Genomic DNA, 13606 nt, shown 5'->3' on the forward strand with positions numbered 1-13606 from the left:
CCTGGCGGGTGATATTGCCCCGCTCACGCCGGCCTGGCCGGCAAGGGTCGACCCCCACCTGCGGCTGGATGGCCGCGCGCACCCATGGTCATTTCGGTCATCCACGAGACGAGCAACATGCCATATGACTGCCGCCACTCCTCCTTCGACAGCGCATGGTCGGCGTCCGAGATGACACGGTAGGTGACCGAACGCACACGTTTGAAGGCCGCCATGTAGTTTTCGATCACCGGATGCGGCACGGTCTTGTCGTGCTCGGACTCCACGATGAGCGCATCCCCACGGAAGGCCGCACAGGCCCCGAGCGCGCGGTTGTCGGCGGCGCCCACCGGCATGCGACGGTAGGTGGCCAAGTCGTCCCGGTCCAGCTTGCCTTTGGGCACGTCCCAGTCCCCGTCCCGGTAGAGCGCCGGCGCACGCAACGCCAGCCAGCGCACCGGCCGCAGCGAGCTCACGATGGCCCCCAGGTAGCCGCCGTAGCTGCTGCCCACGATGGCAATCGACTCCGGGTCGACGGTCGGGTGGCTGACCAGCACGTCGTACGCCGCCAGCACATCGCGCAGGTTGTCTTCGCGCGTGACCTCCTGACGCTGTGCGACATGGCGCGCATGACCACGCAGGTCGAAGGTCAGACACACACAGCCCAACGCGGCGATCTGGTGCGCGCGGCGGATGTACTGCTCCTGGTTGCCGTCCCAGCCATGCACCAGCAGAACGCCGGGCACCGTCATGGAGGATGCGACGAGGGTGCCGGCAATGTGTTGGCCGTCAACGGCAATGTCGACGGTGTTGTGTCGGGTGTTCAGCATGCCGGGTCGATCAGCGTGTACTTGGTGAGCCTGCCGACGTCCGGCACCTCGCCCTGGTAATAGACCAAGGCGTCCGGCGGCAGGGGCGCCGGATCGCCGTGAACCTCGACGCAGCGCGCATGGACGCGGTCGCGCTCCGGATGGCGATGGAAAAGCTCGAGCGCAGCGAGTTCGGCGCCCGTCGCGCCGCCCACGCGCCACGACTGCTCCAGCACGCCCGAGCGCCACTGACCGAGCGGGCCACGGCCGCGCGCGACGTCGTAGTTCAGCCGGGAGGTGAAGAATCCGGGAAAGCACTCGGCCACCGCGTCGTGATAGAGCCGGGCCTGGTCGATCGCCAGGCGCACGTCGAAGGGCGGCCTGGTCGCCAGCAAGGCGTCGAAGCCGCCGCGCACCAGCCACAGGTCCGACCCGCCGTAAACCTCGTTCCCGTGCCGGTCACGCGTCAGGTATTGAGTGCCATGGTAGGTCGCGGTGAGCCCGCCCACAACGACCTGCCCGACGCTGAAGGTGACGGGGTCCGTGAGATTTTCTTCCAGCACCACGCCATGCGCGCTGAGTTCGACCTCGTCCATCTCGGCCAGACACTGCCGCAATGCCTCTGTGTCGGTCACGACTTGCTGCCCGCGCCCACCCGTCGCCCGCACGGGCTTGATGCGCACGGCCCCCAGGCGCAGCAGCGCACCGCCCGCGGCGCATGCGTCGTCCCGCGAGAAGGCGGTGAAGCCCGTGAGCACCGCGCCAGCCACGTGAGCGGCGAACTCGTTCGACCAGCCGACGGGGCGCGCCGCATCCGGCCGCACCAGCGGATGGGTGATGGCCTTGGTCAATACGAAGGGATACGGCACCACACCACCGAAGAGATCATGCGGCCCCGTGATGCCCAGTGACTGCGCCTCGCGCAGGTCGGACAGCGTGTCGTTCGGCACGAAGTACAGCGGGCGCGCATAGGACTCTCCAGGAACATACTCACCCCCGAAATCCAGCCCCTTGAGCGCCGCGATGCGCTCTGCGAAGGCAAGACGCGTCGCGCACTCATGCACGCTGGCGTAGGCATGGTCGTCCCGCGACAGGGCGACAACGCAGCCGTCGTGCTGCGCCGCACGGGTGCCGGCGGAGACGACGGGATCGCCGACAGCGGCGACGAGGATGGCATCACGGGTCATGGTCGAGGCTCCGGTGGAGGGCGAGACGGTCGTTCCGCGCTCGCACCAGGGTTCGAGAAAAAGCGTTGTGAACGCCGCGGCGTGCGCTGGCACCACCATCGTCGACGGACCGGCCACCCCTGTCTGTCGGAATGCGCCTGCACATGGACCCGTGTGCGCCAGCCCCCTTGGGCTTCGTCCCCCTCGGGAGCTTGACGCACGTCAAGCCTTCGGCAACGCCAGACTTCCATACTGGCTGCCTTCCCTCACCACGGAGCGTCTCTATGTACCAACGAATCCTGGTTCCCGTCGACGGCAGTCCGACGTCCGATCGCGGTCTGCAAGAAGCCATCCGCCTTGCGCGCCTCACCAACGGCAAGCTGCGATTGATCCATGTGGTGGACGACCTGTCCTTCGCGCTCGCCATGGACGCCTACGCCGGCTACTCGGGCGACTGGATGAGCGCCCTGCGCGACGGCGGCCGCAAGGTGCTCGAGGACGCGAAGTCCCAGGTCACCGCCGCCGGCCTGGAGGCCGAGACGGTGCTCTACGACAGCGTCGAAGGTCGCGTGCATGAACTCACCGTGTCCGAAGCCAAGACCTGGCCGGCCGACGTGATCGTCATCGGCACGCACGGCCGCCGCGGCGTCGGCCGTCTGGTCCTGGGCAGCAGCGCGGAATACGTGCTGCGTCTGTCGCCGGTGCCGGTGCTGCTCGTGCGCACCGCCGAAGCACCGACAGAACCCGTGCGCGAGACGGCCGACGAAAAGCCGCTGCGCGTTCACCTGCCCAGCGGCGCGCTGTCCATCGAATAGCCGCGCCATTCGACCGACCTCACTTCGACACACCCCGGGAGACCGTATGAAAGCCGATGCACAACTCCAGCATGACGTCATGGCCGAACTCGAGTGGGACCCGGCCATCCAGGCCACGACGGTCGGCGTGATCGTCAAGGACGGTGTGGTGACCCTCACCGGTCAGCTGGCCAGTCACGCAGAGAAAGAGGCCGCCGAACGCGCGGCGCAACGGGTCCGGGGCGTCAAGGCGCTGGCCATCGACCTCCGCGTCAAGCTGCCTGCCGATGCCGAGCGCAGCGACGCCGACATCGCTCTGGCGGCCGAGCGCGGCCTGATGTGGCATGTGCTCGTTCCGAAGGACAAGGTGCGGGTGCTGGTTGACAACGGCTGGATCACGCTCGGCGGCGAAGTCGAATGGCGCTACCAGCGTCAGGCGGCCGAAAGCGCCGTGTGCCACCTGATGGGGGTGACCGGCGTCACCAACGCCATCCACATCCGGCCGCGGCTCGACCCGCACGATGTCGAGAAGAGCATCCACGACGCGCTGGCGCGCCAGGCGGACCGGCAGGCGAATCACGTGCAGGTCGGGGTACGCGGATCCGAGGTCACGCTGCGCGGCGTCGTGCATTCGTGGACCGAGCGCGCCGCCATTCAGGGCGCAGCCTGGTCGGCCCCCGGCGTGACCGCGGTGCTCAACGAGCTCATCGTCGAAGCGTGAAAGGCCGCGCCCACCGGCCCCCGCTGCCCCCATCGCTCAGGACCCGAACCATGAAATCCCTCAGCCCCTCCGACCTCGTCAGTCTCGCCGACCAGCTCGAAACGATGCGCCGGAAGGCGCTCGACGAGCTCCGCGAGGTCGACGTGCCTGCGTCACTCGCCCCCGAAGTGCGCGACCGCGCCGACGAAGCCGAGACCGAGCGTGTCGACGACATACGCATGGCCGAAGCGGCCATCGACCGCGCCACCGTGCGCGACATCGCGCTCGCGGAGCACCGCATGAGCACGGGCGACTACGGCATGTGCATCGATTGCGGCGAGGGCATCCCGCGCGCCAGGCTGTTCGCGCAGCCCACGGCCGTGCGCTGCGCGAGCTGCCAGACCGCGTTCGAGGCGCACTCGCCCCACTGAGTCCCGGTTGGCAGAAGGTCACGCGCAGGCGCTAACATGCCGCCGTGACCTCTCCCCTCCACCTGGCCGTCCTCGACGACGAAGAAGACATCACCCGGCTGCTGGCCACCTATCTGCAGGGGCACGGCTTTCGCGTCAGCCAGTTGCACCGTGGCCGCGACCTGCTCGCCCTGATGCCACACGACCCCCCGGTGCTGGTGCTGCTGGACCTGGGACTGCCTGGCGAGGACGGCTTCGTCATCGCCCGGCAACTGCGCGAACACTGGCAATGCGGCCTGGTGATCGTCACCGGGCGCGGCGACGCGGTCGACAAGGTGGTGGGCCTGGAGGTGGGCGCGGACGACTACGTCACCAAGCCCTTCGACCTGCGCGAGCTGCTGGCCCGCATCAAGGCGGTGTTGCGCCGCATCGTGCCGGCACCGACGCCCGCGAGTGCAGCGACACCGGCAACGACTTCCTCGACCAAGCGCTTCGAGGGTTGGCAACTCGACATCGCGGCACGACGACTGACCGCGCCGCAGGGCCATGAGGTCGTGCTGACCAGTGGCGAGTTCGACCTGCTTCAGGCCTTGAGCGACGCGCCGGGACGGGTGCTTTCGCGCGACTACCTGCTGGAACGCACCCGGGGGCGCGATGGCGGCCCGTTCGACCGGACCATCGACGTGCAGATCGGACGCTTGCGCCGCAAGCTCGAAAGCGATGCCGACAGCCCGCAACTCATCAAGTCGGTACGCGGCGCGGGCTACCTGTTCGCGCCGCGGGTCGACACGGCCTGAACGTCCGCGCCCGCCATGGAACACATTCCCTTGCGCTTCGATGCCGAGGACGGCAAGGTCTTCCGCTCGATCTTCGCGGCCTACCCCGACGCGCTGCTGCTGGTCAATGCCCAGGGCACGATCGTCCTGGCCAACCCCTTTGCCGTCGATCTCCTGGGCTACAGCGGCGACGCGCTGATCGGCCTGCCGGTCGAGGCGCTCGTGCCCGACGCGGTGCGCCCGCGCCACGCGGCCTACCGCCATGCCTACGGCGAGCAGCCACGCTCCCGCCCCATGGGCACCCAGATGGACCTGGTCGCCCGGCGACGCGACGGCTCCGAAGTGCGGGTCGAGATCGCCCTGAGCCCCCTGCACGACCACGGCCTGCCCTATGTGGTGGCCGCCATTCGCGACGTTGGCAGCTACCCGCGCGTGCGGCAGGCATTGCAGCGTGCGCGCTATGCGGAACAACTGGCGCACTTCGGTCGACTCGCCGTCGATGCGCGCGACACCCAGGCGCTGCTCGCGCAGGTGCCGGCCATGGCCGCAGAAGCGCTCGAGGCCGATGCGGCCATGGTGCTGCTGCTCGAGCCCGACGGGCTGACCTTTCGCATCGCTGCCGGTGGGGGGCTCACGGCGGACAAGTCCGCCGGCCAGGCCGTGCCCGTGGATGTGGTCGAGCTCGCCGCCCGCGTGGTCGCCACCGGGGGTACCGCACGGTCGGGCCCTTGCAGCGACGCCGACACCGGCCACTTTCTGGCCGTGCCGCTGTCCGATCGCGGCCGGACGATCGGTGCGCTGGCGGTGCGCTGCGCATCGCTGCAGCACCTGGGCGACGACGAGCTGCGCTTTCTCGACTCGCTCGCCAGCCTGCTGGCGACGCTGCTGCAGCGTGAAAAAAGCGAAGAGGCCCTGAACCACGCCCAACGACTGGAAACCGTGGGCCAGCTCACCGGCGGCATCGCGCACGACTTCAACAACCTGCTGACGGTGATCTCCGGCAACCTGCAGGTGCTGGAAGAGCTGCCCGGCTACGCGGCCGAGCCGATGGTGCAGCAGCTGCTCGGTGCGGCCACGCGCGCCGCGCGCCGCGGTGCCGAACTCACCGGCAAGCTGCTCGCCTTCTCGCGCCGCCAGGTGCTGCAGCCAACGGTGATCGACGCCGCCGCCCTGCTGCACTCGCTGGGCGACATGCTGCGCCGCACGCTGGACCAGCGCATCGCGATCGCGCTGGACGCCGACGAGGCGCTGTGCCTGGCCGACCCGGTGCAGCTCGAATCCGCCCTGCTCAACATCGCCATCAACGCGCGCGATGCCATGCCCCAGGGCGGCACGCTGGCCTTCACCTGCCGCAGCGTGTCGGTGCTGCCGCCCGAACTGCTCGCCGAAGCCACCGGCCCCTCGACGAGCGGCTACGTCGCAATCACCGTCGCCGACACCGGCACCGGGATGTCCGAGGCGGTGCAGGAGCATGCCTTCGAGCCCTTCTTCACCACCAAGGAGGTCGGCCGCGGTACCGGCCTCGGCCTGTCGACGGTCTACGGCTTCGCCAAGCAGTCGCGCGGTGCCATCGGCCTGCGCAGCACGCTGGGCGTCGGCACGGCCATCACGCTCTATCTGCCGCAGCTGGGCGACGAGGACGACATCGACAGCCCCGAAGCCGACGCGGGCGGCCGATTGCCCACCGGGCTGCGGGTGCTTCTGGTCGAGGACGACGCCGAAGTCCGGCAGGTGGCGCAGCAGTTCCTGCTGACGATGGGCTGCGCGGTCACGCCCTGCGCCACCGCGGAAGCCGCGCTCGAGGTGCTCGATGCCAACACCGCCTTCGACCTGCTGCTCAGCGACATCTCCCTTGGCCCCGGCCTGCGCGGCACCGAACTCGCCCAGCGCGTCGAACAGCGGCTGCCGCAGCTGCCGGTGCTGCTGATGTCGGGCTTTTCGCAGGAGCTGGCCGGCGCCTCGTGGGGGCGCGAGCTGCTGCAGAAACCGTACACCCGCGAGGCGCTGGAACGCGCGATGGTGCGCGTGCTGCACGCGGCCCGCTGACCGGCGGGCTCGCGCGGCGCCTCGACCGAAAGCACGGCCACCTCCTGGCCAACCGGCCGGCTGACCCGGAGGACCCGACGTGCGAGCATCCGTTCACCCACCGCCGGAGATGCCGATGCCCGCCACCGCCCCACCGACATTCGCCAGCCTCTTCGATTGGCGGCTGCCTTTCAGTCCGCTCGGCAGCTTCGCGCCCAACCCGGGCTGGACCTTCGGCAACGTGGTGATCAACACCACCAATTCCCGCGCGCCGCAGGTCGAACAGGCCATCCTCGGCAAGCTCAGCTACGGCCGGCAACTGGGCAAGGTGATCGAAGCGGTCGAAGTGCTGTGCGCGTCGTTGACGGCCGAGCACAGCGATCCACGGATCACCGCCTTCCAGGCGCTCGCCGACGAGGTGCGCGAGATCAAGCAATCGATGGCCGGCGACCGGCTGTTGCAGTTGAAGCGCGAACTCGAGGACCTGCGGGCGCAGGACCCGGCGGCCTGGAGGAAGCTGGTCCGGTCCGGGGGCTGAACCCGAGCCAAGTCACTGGGCTGTATATTCATCCAGTGACCTCCAGCCCACGCGCCGACGCATTCGCCGATACCGACGCCACCCCGCTCCAACCGGTGTCGGTGCGCGCGCTGTGCGCCTTCGGCGCCAAGGCCGGCGACCTGGACTTCCGCTTCGTCCCGGCGCCGAGCGCGCAGGAAGGCGTGGCCGGGCATCTGCTGGTGCAGGGCCGGCGCGATGCGGGTTACGAGCGCGAGGTCTCGCTGTCCCTCGCGTTCGAGGGCCTGCGCGTGCGCGGCCGGGCCGACGGTTTCGACGCCGAGCGGCTGCGCGTGGAAGAGATCAAGACCTTCCGCGGCGAGTTCGCGGCCATCCGCGCCAACCACCGCGCGCTGCACTGGGCCCAGGCGAAGACCTACGGCTGGATGCTGTGCTGCGCGCGTGCGCTGGCCGACGTCGACGTGGCGCTGGTCTACCTCGACATCGCCAGCGGCGAGGAGACCGTGCTCGAAGAGCACTGCAGCGCCGATGCACTGCGCAGCCATTTCGAAGCGCTCTGCCACCGCTACATGGCGTGGGCGCAACAGGAAGCCGCGCATCGCGCCGTGCTGGCCAAGGAACTCGGCGCGCTCGCCTTTCCGCACGCCGGCTTTCGCGCGGGCCAGCGTGAACTGGCCGAGGGCGTGTACCGCGCCGCCTCGACGCGGCGCTGCCTGCTGGCACAGGCGCCCACGGGCATCGGCAAGACGGTCGCCACGACCTTTCCGCTGCTGCGCGGCTGGGCCCGCCAAGGGACCGACAAGCTCTTCTTCCTGACCGCCAAGACCTCGGGCCGCGCGATCGCGCTGGAAGGCATCGGCCTGAGCGCACGGGCCGCGGCGTCGCTGCGCGTGCTCGAGCTCACCGCGCGCGAGAAGGTTTGCGAATACCCCGGACGCGCCTGCCACGGCGACGCCTGCCCGCTGGCACGTGGTTTCTACGACCGCCTGCCAGCGGCACGCGCCGAGGCGGTCGAGCAACGGCGGCTGGACACCGCGACGCTGCACCGTGTGGCGCTCGCACACACCGTGTGCCCCTACTTCCTCGCGCAGGAGATGGTGCGCTGGAGCGACGTGGTGGTGGCCGACTACAACTACTGGTTCGACGGCAGCGCCTTTCTCTATGCGCTGGCCAAGCAGGAGGAATGGCAGGTGGCGGTGCTGGTCGACGAGGCGCACAACCTGCTCGAACGCGCACGTGGGATGTACACGGCGTCGCTCGACATGGCGGCACTCGACCAGGCGCGTGCTGCGGCACCGACCGGCGTGCGCCCGTCCATCGACCGACTGCGCCGCGAGTGGCTGGGGCTGCAGCGCGACCAGCCCGAGGCCTACGTCGCGCACGACGACGTGCCCGAGCGCCTGCAGGCGGCGCTGCAGGAAGCCGTCGCCGCGCTGGCCGAGCACTTCGCAGCGGCGCCCGATACCGCGCACGGCCCGCTGCAACGCTTTTTCTTCGACGCCCTGCAGTTCGCCCGGCTGGCCGATGCGCTGGCCGATCACTCCGTCTTCGAAAGTCTGCCGCCGACGACCGGCACGGCGGGCCGTCTCGCGATCCGCAACCTGGTGCCGGCGCCCTTCCTGCGGGCGCGCTTCGCCGCGTCGATGACCACGGTGTGCTTCTCCGGCACGCTCGCGCCCTTCGCCTTCTATCGGGACATGCTCGGGCTGCCGCAGAACACGGCCGAGGTCGAGGTGGCGTCCCCCTTCCAGGCACACCAGCTCGACGTGCGCATCGTCACCGACGTCTCGACGCGCTACCGCGACCGGGCGCGTTCGCTTCCGCAGCTCAGCGCGCTGATCGGCCAGGTCTATGCGCACCGCCCCGGCAACTACCTCGCCTTCTTCAGCAGCTTCGAGTTCCTCGCGCAGGCCCACGCACGCTTCGTGCGCGAGCACCCCGACGTGCCGACCTGGACGCAGTCGACCGCCATGCGCGAAGCCGAGCGCGACGGCTTCGTGGCGCGCTTTCGCGCAGACGGCTGCGGCGTGGGTTTTGCCGTGCTGGGCGGCGCGTTCGGCGAAGGCATCGACCTGCCCGGCGACCGGCTGATCGGCGCCTTCATCGCCAGCCTCGGCCTGCCGCAGCACGACGCGATGAACGAAGTGATGCGCGAGCGGCTCGATGCCCGCTTTGGCGATGCGCGGGGCTACGACTACACCTACCTTTACCCGGGCCTGCGCAAGGTGGTGCAGGCGGCCGGTCGCGTGATCCGCACCGAGCACGATGCCGGCGTGCTCTACCTGTTCGACGAGCGCTTCGCCCGGCCCGAGGTACGCGCGCTGCTGCCGGCGTGGTGGGCGGTCGGCCTGTGCCACACGGCCGCCGCTCCTGCGGCTGACGACCCCGTGCGCGACCCCTCACCCCAATGACGAATACCATGGCGGCCATGAGCTCCGCACCGACCGCCGACCTGCCCTTCGACAACCCCTACACCCATGGCTTCGCCCGGCTGGCCGTGGCGGTGCCGCGCAACCGCGTCGCCGACCCGGTGTTCAACGGCCGCGAGACCGTGCGCATGCTGCGTGAGGCCGCGGCTGAAGGGGCGGTGCTGGTGGCCTTTCCGGAGCTGGGCATCTCGGCCTACACCTGCGACGACCTGTTCCATCAGACCGCACTGCTCGAAGGCTGCGAGGCGGCGCTGGCCGAGGTCGTCGAGGCCTCCCGCGGCCTGCCGACCGTCGCCGTGGTCGGCCTGCCGGTGCGCGCCGACCACCGCCTCTTCAACTGCGCGGCGGTGGTCGCCGACGGCGTGCTGCTCGGCGTGCTGCCCAAGACCTACCTGCCGAACTACGGCGAGTTCTACGAGGGCCGGCAGTTCGCCGCCGCCGACAGCGCCATCTCCCGCGAGATCACCCTGTGCGGCCAGCGCGTGCCCTTCGGCGCCGACCTGATCTTCAGGGCGCGCAACCTGTCGCTGATGACCTTGCACGTCGAGATCTGCGAAGACGTGTGGGTACCGATCCCGCCGTCGAGCTACGCGGCCCTGGCCGGTGCGACGGTGCTGGTCAACCTGTCGGCCTCGAACATCACCGTGGGCAAGGCGGACTACCGCCACAAGCTTGTGAGCCTGCAGTCGGCGCGCTGCCTGGCGGCCTACCTGTACTCGTCGGCCGGCATCGGCGAGTCGACCACCGACCTGGCCTGGGACGGCCAGGCGCTGATCTATGAAAACGGCGAACTGCTGGCCGAAAGCGAACGCTTCAGCAACCGCTCGCACCTGATCACCGCCGATGCCGACCTCGAGCGCCTGGCGCACGAGCGCATGCGGCAGAACTCCTTCGGCGTCTCGGCACAGCGCCACGCCGCCGTGCTGCGCGACTGGCGCACGGTCGAGTTCGACCTGCCCGGCCTGCCGCAGCAACCGGGCGCGCTGCGTCGCACGGTGGAGCGCTTTCCCTACGTGCCGGCCGACGCCGCCACGCGCGATGCGCGTTGCCAGGAGGTCTTCAACATCCAGGTGCAGTCGCTGGTGCAGCGGCTGGAGGCCAGCAACATCCAGAAGGTCGTCATCGGCGTGTCCGGCGGGCTCGACTCGACCCATGCGCTGCTGGTGTGCGCGCAGGCCATGGACCGCCTGGGCCGCCCGCGCAGCGACATCCTCGGCTACACGATGCCCGGCTTCGCGACCAGCGACCGCACGCTCAAGCAGGCGCACGCGCTGATGGCGGCCATCGGCTGCGAGGCCAAGGAGATCGACATCCGCCCGAGCTGCCGGCAGATGCTGGCCGACCTGGGCCACCCCTTCGCCGACGGCGTGCCGCAGTACGACATCACCTTCGAGAACGTGCAGGCCGGCGAGCGCACCAGCCACCTGTTTCGCCTGGCCAATCACCAGGGCGCGATCGTCGTGGGCACCGGCGACCTGAGCGAATTGGCGCTGGGCTGGTGCACCTACGGCGTGGGCGACCACATGTCGCACTACAACGTGAACGCCAGCGTGCCCAAGACGCTGATCAAGCACCTGGTGCGCTGGGTGGCCGACGCCGCCATCCTCCGCGACGACGGCAGCGACGTGCTGCGCGCCATCGTGGCGACCGAGGTCAGCCCGGAGCTGATCCCGTCGAGCGACGCCTCGGCCGAACAGCCGGGCCAGCGCACCGAAGACACCATCGGCCCGTACGAACTGCAGGACTTCCATCTGTATTACATCGTCCGCCACGGCTTCCGGCCGTCGAAGGTGGCCTTCCTCGCCTACAGCGCCTGGCGCGACCGCCAGCGGGGCAGCTGGCCCGACGCGCTGCAGGGCGAACGCAACGAATACACCCTGCCCGCCATCGTCGGCCACCTGCGCACCTTCCTCTGGCGCTTCTTCAAGACCAGCCAGTTCAAGCGCTCCTGCGTGCCCAACGGCCCGAAGGTCGGCTCCGGCGGCTCGCTCTCGCCGCGCGGCGACTGGCGGGCCCCGAGCGACTCCGAGGCGGAAGTGTGGCTGGCCGACCTGACACGGGTACCGGCGCAGGCCGACCATGTGTTGCACAACCGTTGAGGGCGATGTAGGACGAGTTCGCGGCTTTTCGGGGGAATACGCCGCCGTTCCCGGCAGTCGTCCCGAAGGATGGTAAAAAGTTGACGAACGTCAACTCTCTCCTCTCTGCTGCATGAGCGCCTCGTCCCTCCTACCGCTCGACCAGCAGGTCGTCGTCATCACCGGTGCCTCCAGCGGCGTCGGCCTCTGTACCGCCCGTCTGGCCGCCGCCCGCGGGGCCCGCGTGGTGCTCGTGGCACGCAGTGGCGATGTTCTGTACCAGGCCTCCCGCGACATCGACGCCGCGGGCGGCCGATCGATCGTCGTGCCGGCCGACGTCGCATCGCGCGAGCAGCTCGAAGCCGCCGCCCAAGCGGCCGTCCAGACCTTCGGCCGCATCGACACCTGGATCAACAATGCCGGCGTGACCATCTACGGACGGCTCGACACGGTGACCGAAGAAGACAGTCGGCGCCTCTTCGCCACCAACTTCTGGGGCGTGGTGAACGGGTCGCTGGCGGCCCTGCCCCACCTGGAGAAGCAAGGCGGTGCCTTGATCAACGTGGGCAGCGCAGCGTCCGAAGCGCCGCTGCCGCTGCAGGGCATGTACGCCTGCTCGAAGCTGGCGGTCCAGAGCTTCACCGACACGCTGCGGGTCGAGGTCGAGGAGCTCGACAAGAGCCCGGTGCACGTGACATTGATCCAGCCGTCGGCGGTGAATACGCCCCATGCGGACCACGCCGCCAACTACCTGGGTGGCGCCCCGGTGCGGCCCGCCCCGATGCTCGACCCGATCGAGGTGGCCGAAGCCATCCTGCGTGCCGCGACCCAAGGCGGCCGCGACGTGAAAGTCGGGACAGGGTCGCGCCTGAGCGCGGCGGTCACCCAGTGGATGCCATCGATGGGCGACAGGATGGCAGCTCGGCAAGCCGGCCCGCAGTCCGGCGAGCGTCCGGCGCATGCGTCCGAAGGCGCGCTCTACCAGCCGGGCAAGTCGGGCCGCACCCACGGCCACGCCACCACCTGAAGCCCGGCGCGGCGGCCGCCGCTTTCAGTGCAGCGCCAGCGCAGCCGACGGCGTCCTGGCCTGCTGCATGAAGGTGGTCAGCGCCTCGACCTTCGGGATCTGGATGTCGCGGCGGCCCTTTTCCTTGAAGCGGATCACGTCGCCACGCGCCATGCGCGAGAGCGCCCGGCTGACCGTCTCGAGGGTCATGCCCAGGTAGTTGCCGATCTCGGCGCGCGTCATGCGCAGCGTGATCTCGTCGGCACGCTGGCCGCGCTGCGACACGGCATCGGCCCAGTACCGCAGGAAGCCCGCGACGCGGGCGTCGGCCGGCAACGTGCACAGCGACGCCATCGAGTCGTGGTCGCGCGCCAGCTCGCGGCTCATGGCCTGGTGCAGCGTGCTCAGCAGCGCGGGGGTGCGGATGCTCGCTTCGATCAGCGTGTCGTACGGAATCGCCCAGACCTCGCCAGTGTCCATGGCCACGGCGTCGCAGCCGTAGCGGCCGGTGGCGATGCCGTCCAGCCCGAGCCAGTCGCCGCGGAAATGCAGGCCGACGACCTGCTCGCGTCCCTCGTCCGACAGGTTGACCATCTTGAAGAAGCCGGCGTTGACGACGTAGAGGCATTGGAAGGGCTGGCCGACCTGGCAGACCACGTCGCCGGCGTGCACCAGGCGCTTGTGCAGCGGCAGCGCGTCCTGGAGCAGTTGCAGCATCGTGGCGATGCGCTGGGCGGGTTGGTCTGCGGCGGTGCGGCGGGGGGTGTCTGCGTGCATGGTGAGCTCCGGTGCGGGTCGATGGAAGGAGCGTACGAAAGCAATGCAACACGACCGACAACGGGACCGCCCCGTTGGTAACAGTGATTGACGTTTTATGTCTGGGACGTGTCCGAAGGCGCCGACACGGCAGCGGTGCC

12 protein-coding genes are annotated in these 13606 nt (G+C 69.7%); 9 read left to right on the forward strand and 3 right to left on the reverse strand.

All coding sequences use genetic code 11. The features are described 5' to 3' along the window. Nucleotides 1-23: 23 nt before the first annotated feature. Both ACSFA2_RS20960 and ACSFA2_RS20965 read right to left on the reverse strand, forming a co-directional pair. Nucleotides 24-806, reverse strand: a complete 783-nt coding sequence (locus tag ACSFA2_RS20960; protein ID WP_435457402.1) for an alpha/beta hydrolase family protein — start codon at nt 804-806, stop codon at nt 24-26. Then, the gene (locus ACSFA2_RS20965; RefSeq protein ID WP_435457262.1) at nt 803-1975 is read right to left on the reverse strand and encodes a DUF3182 family protein; all 1173 of its coding nucleotides are present in this window, start codon (nt 1973-1975) and stop codon (nt 803-805) included. Before ACSFA2_RS20965 ends, ACSFA2_RS20960 begins: the two co-directional genes overlap by 4 nt. A 263-nt stretch (nt 1976-2238) precedes the next feature. Here ACSFA2_RS20965 and ACSFA2_RS20970 point away from each other — a divergent pair, with 263 nt between their 5' ends. From ACSFA2_RS20970 to ACSFA2_RS21010, 9 genes are all read left to right on the forward strand, one after another. After that, nucleotides 2239-2769, forward strand: a complete 531-nt coding sequence (locus ACSFA2_RS20970) for a universal stress protein (RefSeq protein ID WP_435457263.1) — start codon at nt 2239-2241, stop codon at nt 2767-2769. A 46-nt stretch (nt 2770-2815) separates the two neighbouring features. Continuing rightward, nucleotides 2816-3469 carry a BON domain-containing protein gene (locus tag ACSFA2_RS20975; protein WP_435457264.1) on the forward strand — a complete coding sequence of 218 codons (654 nt, stop codon included), beginning with the start codon at nt 2816-2818 and terminating at the stop codon, nt 3467-3469. A gap of 50 nt (nt 3470-3519) precedes the next feature. Beyond that, on the forward strand, nt 3520-3879 hold the full coding sequence (locus ACSFA2_RS20980; protein WP_435457265.1) for a TraR/DksA family transcriptional regulator: 360 nt from the start codon (nt 3520-3522) through the stop codon (nt 3877-3879). 44 nt (nt 3880-3923) lie between these two features. Continuing rightward, nucleotides 3924-4655 (forward strand): winged helix-turn-helix domain-containing protein, encoded by a 732-nt coding sequence (locus ACSFA2_RS20985; protein ID WP_435457266.1) that lies wholly within the window; start codon nt 3924-3926, stop codon nt 4653-4655. A 15-nt stretch (nt 4656-4670) separates the two neighbouring features. After that, on the forward strand, nt 4671-6680 hold the full coding sequence (locus tag ACSFA2_RS20990; RefSeq protein ID WP_435457267.1) for a PAS domain S-box protein: 2010 nt from the start codon (nt 4671-4673) through the stop codon (nt 6678-6680). A 115-nt stretch (nt 6681-6795) separates the two neighbouring features. Beyond that, the gene (locus ACSFA2_RS20995; RefSeq protein WP_435457268.1) at nt 6796-7197 is read left to right on the forward strand and encodes a hypothetical protein; all 402 of its coding nucleotides are present in this window, start codon (nt 6796-6798) and stop codon (nt 7195-7197) included. Between the two features lie 35 nt (nt 7198-7232). Beyond that, a complete protein-coding gene (locus ACSFA2_RS21000) occupies nt 7233-9587 on the forward strand; it encodes an ATP-dependent DNA helicase (protein WP_435457269.1) in 2355 nt (784 codons plus the stop codon). After that, on the forward strand, nt 9584-11704 hold the full coding sequence (locus ACSFA2_RS21005) for an NAD(+) synthase (RefSeq protein WP_435457270.1): 2121 nt from the start codon (nt 9584-9586) through the stop codon (nt 11702-11704). The genes ACSFA2_RS21000 and ACSFA2_RS21005 overlap by 4 nt, the downstream gene beginning before the upstream one ends. Before the next feature lie 112 nt (nt 11705-11816). Beyond that, nucleotides 11817-12710, forward strand: coding sequence for an SDR family oxidoreductase (locus ACSFA2_RS21010; RefSeq protein ID WP_435457271.1), 894 nt, complete (start codon nt 11817-11819; stop codon nt 12708-12710). Nucleotides 12711-12734: 24 nt separating this feature from the next. On the opposite strand, the gene ACSFA2_RS21015 is transcribed toward ACSFA2_RS21010, so the two are convergent. Continuing rightward, on the reverse strand, nt 12735-13466 hold the full coding sequence (locus ACSFA2_RS21015; RefSeq protein ID WP_435457272.1) for a Crp/Fnr family transcriptional regulator: 732 nt from the start codon (nt 13464-13466) through the stop codon (nt 12735-12737). Nucleotides 13467-13606 lie beyond the last annotated feature (140 nt).

The sequence above is a fragment of the Variovorax cryoconiti genome (assembly GCF_051216395.1).
In the GTDB taxonomy this organism is placed as follows: Bacteria; Pseudomonadota; Gammaproteobacteria; order Burkholderiales; family Burkholderiaceae_C; genus Variovorax.